We start from the raw sequence: 3,505 nt of genomic DNA, 5'->3' as shown, positions 1-3,505 counted from the left end.
CATCTGCATTGAATATGGTTCGAAATAAAATGGATCATATTTATCAAAACATAGAAAATATGGAAAAGTCAAAAAATCAACTTCCTATATTGGGTGTGATAACATGCACGTTCGCTCCTGATGGAACGTCTTCATCGCCACGCAACTTAATTCTTTCGAACTCTGATTTTATCCCGGGAAAGAAAATACGCTTGCAGGCCGTCCCCCCAAAAGAGGAATTATATCCTCTCGATAGACCTGTGTGTCATATTAAGCTTCATGCATTTGAACAGACAATAGATCTATTCAGAGTTGTATCTCTTCTCCGACAATCCACTAATGCACTGAATGTCTACGAATCTGAATTTCGGACCACTGACACTCGCTTTGCTACATTCATTTAGAATAAAATTAAAATATATCTGATATTACCGGAATGTGCATTCTTCAATACACGAGTGATATCCAATTTACATGGCAAGAAAATGTAAAACATTGGCTAAGTTATGTTTCTTTCGTTCGAGGTGTCTCGTAATTGTCAATTGAGTTCGACAGCCGCCGTTCCGGCCCCCCAACTCTGTCGTTCAGAGGGATTTTGCGCTCTTCCGAAACTGAATGTAGGTGCACAGCATCTCTCCTAATCGAAATCGGGCTGCATAACCGGGAGGGTTATAGGGATGAAGACAAGCATTAACATTGCCTCCAAATTAAGGCACAAAACTCCTGATACGCCATAGGTTCAGTCGTCCTGACCCATGACGTACAAACAATAGCTGCATAATCCCTCATCCAATCCGTCCAAGGCATCTTCAAGTGAGATGTCGTTGGTACAGCGCGCGCACTCGGTTTCGTAATCAATGCTCTCGCCACACGCTGCGCAGGCGTTTTCGAAATCGATATAGGTGTGCCGCTTGCATGCTGGGCAGTCGTAGACAGGACCAGGTTCGCCGGTATCCTTTGCGCGAGCATACGTTTCGTTGGAAAGTGCGCGATCGACAGCATCAACGATCGCGTCATTCCAATTGGGTTCGGCTCCACAACTTCGGCAGACAAGCTCAAGCGCCTCCTGCTCCGTATTGGTATTGTCGCGCTGCTCGATCAGTTCAGAATAACATTCCCGACAGCTTAAATGCTTCTCCGCAACTGTCGCTGAAATCCAATCGACGTCGGCAAGTGTGGCGCGGCATCGTATGAGTTCCGCCTCGTAGAGGCCGCGCACCTTGAGCATGATCGCCCAAGCCTCGCCGAGTACTTCGGCCGGATGCGCACCGACCTGTTGGAACATGGCGACTGTGATCGGGAAAGCGCGAGCAATGGCCTCGCGAACTGCGTGGGCGGGCTGATCGGTATAACGATGCTCAATATGGTTTCGCAGGACGTTCAGTTCCTGAAGCCCCTTTGTATTGATCGAGATTTTGAAATCCTTGAAACGCTTGCTGAGCGTGTTGAAATCTACCGTCTGGTAGCCCTCGATCACATGATCGACACCACCTTTGCCGTCGGGCACAGGAGCATACTTGGCACCAATGACGTCATTAGGATTGGCAAGGGGCACTGCACGGATTAGTACCTCTTTCCCGAGGAGTAGGACGCCTGCGTAGAAATTGCGCACTGCCGACAGAGTGCGGGCCGGCGTGTCTAGCGCATAGTCCTCGATTCCCATTTTGATGGAAGTCACGGCATTCGCGAAAATGCTGCTCATATTGCCTTCGTTCATTCCGCCGTTCCGTTCACCGTCTTTCTCTCATTTCGCCTGATGTTTTGCATTGCGTCGCACAAGTTACTTGCGCTTAAGGATTAAATCGACCCGAGACGGGCAAAGACTTCTGCTTTACGAATTTCCTGCCCAAAAACGGACCTTCCGCACCTGAAGGGTTTCGGGCGCCGCGAGGCGTACGAAAGTCTGGGAAGACCGAACCCGCGACACCGGGACTCAGTTATGGGGAATTTGCAACTGGCGCCGCCCCGGGGGAGAGCCTGAGCCAGAACATACAGGTGCGTTTGTGGAACTGGAACGGGTTTTTATGACCGGATCTGCATGACGCGATGACAGAATTTGCGGTGCAGACAGCGATTTTCCCGGCTTTTCCGGTGATGCGTACAGGAGCCCCGGTTTGCCGGAGCGGAGCCACTCCGACATCGGGATCGGTCATGCTGTAATCTCTGCGGGCTGTCATGGTGATCCCCCGGCCGGAGCAGTCGCCCGGGGTGGCCCTCGGGGCTGGCACCATCGGGGAAGGATCTGGATGACGACCATCGGACCACCACAGCATGGGCACGGCGGTGGCGTGACCGGTTCGGTTTCCGGGACTTCTGGCGCTGGTGTGGACATGACATTCAGCAGTTCCCGCACCCGGGCGAGGCTGGCCTTGCGGCTGGAACTGGCCAGCAGGCCATAATGGCGGATGCGATGAAATCCCCGTGGCAGGACATGCAGCATGAAGCGGCGGATGAACTCATCCGTGGCGAGTGTCATGACCTGCTGCTGGTGGGCCGTGTCCCGCCGGTAGTCCTTGTAGCGGAACGTCACGCCGTTTTCGTTGAACGCCAGGAGGCGGCGGTTCGAGATGGCGACACGGTGGGTATAGCGCGACAGATAGGCCAGCACTGCTTTAGGACCAGCAAAAGGCGGTTTGGCGTAGACGACCCAGCGTGTGCTGCGCACAGGGGCCAGATACCGCATAAAGGCACGGCGGTCTGCCAGAGGGGCAAGCTGCCCCCGAAAGACCAACCGGTCGGCATCGAAAAGTGCGCGCAGCCGGGTCAGGAACAGGCGGCGGAACAGTTTGCCCAGCACGCGCACGGGCAGCAGGAAGGCAGGGCGTGACGAGATCCAGCGCCGGCCATCGGGCGAGAGACCGCCACCCGGCACGATCATGTGCACATGGGGATGGTGGGTCAGCGCCGAACCCCAGCTGTGCAGCACGGCGGTGATGCCGATGCGGGCACCCAGATGCCGGGGATCGGCGGCGATCGTCATCATCGTCTCCGAGGCGGCCTGGAACAGCAGGGCGTAGAGAACGGCCTTGTTCTGGAGCGCGATGTGGGCGATCCGCGCAGGCAGGGTGAAGACGACATGGAAATACCCGACCGGCAGCAGATCGGCCTCCCGCTCGGCCAGCCATGTCCGCGCGGCGTTCCCCTGACAGCGCGGACAATGACGGTTGCGACAGCTGTTATAGGCGATCCGCCAGTGTCCACAGTCCCCGCAGGCCGCGACATGACCACCAAGGGCCGCCGTGCGACAATGTTCGATCGCCGACATGACCTTGAGCTGCTGCAGGGGGAGACGGCCGGCATGGGCTGACCGCCAGGCAGGGCCGGCAGCCCGGAAGATGTCCCCCAGTTCGAGGGAGGCGGACATGACCGCCCCCGCCCGGGGATCAGCCGTCGGGCCTCGCCTGCGTTGTCGCCAGCATGCCCAGTCTATCGAGCGGACTGATGACGGCCCGCACGGTCCGTGTCGCAACTTTTGTATAAAGGGCCGTGGTCTCCAGACGGGAATGACCCAGCAGAACCTGGATCA

General features: G+C 56.3%; 2 protein-coding genes. Both read right to left on the bottom strand.

What is annotated here, in order from left to right; translation table 11 throughout:
* Positions 1 to 718: 718 nt before the first annotated feature.
* On the bottom strand, positions 719 to 1,696 hold the full coding sequence (locus ABF979_RS16610; protein ID WP_415498739.1) for a hypothetical protein: 978 nt from the start codon (positions 1,694 to 1,696) through the stop codon (positions 719 to 721).
* A gap of 456 nt (positions 1,697 to 2,152) precedes the next feature.
* Positions 2,153 to 3,343: an IS91 family transposase gene (locus ABF979_RS16605; RefSeq protein WP_367635093.1), complete on the bottom strand. Its 1,191-nt coding sequence runs from the start codon at positions 3,341 to 3,343 to the stop codon at positions 2,153 to 2,155.
* Positions 3,344 to 3,505: the final 162 nt, after the last annotated feature.

This window comes from Gluconobacter sp. (genome assembly GCF_047723935.1).
Taxonomy (GTDB): domain Bacteria; phylum Pseudomonadota; class Alphaproteobacteria; order Acetobacterales; family Acetobacteraceae; genus Gluconobacter.
The sequence above is the reverse complement of the archived record's forward strand: the minus strand, read 5'-3'. Positions and strand labels throughout refer to the sequence as shown.

Bases quoted from the DNA above. Each gene is read 5' to 3' on its own strand.
- ABF979_RS16610 (WP_415498739.1), bottom strand. From the start codon at position 1,696: ATGAACGAAGGCAATATGAGCAGCATTTTCGCGAATGCCGTGACTTCC.
- ABF979_RS16605 (WP_367635093.1), bottom strand. From the start codon at position 3,343: ATGTCCGCCTCCCTCGAACTGGGGGACATCTTCCGGGCTGCCGGCCCT.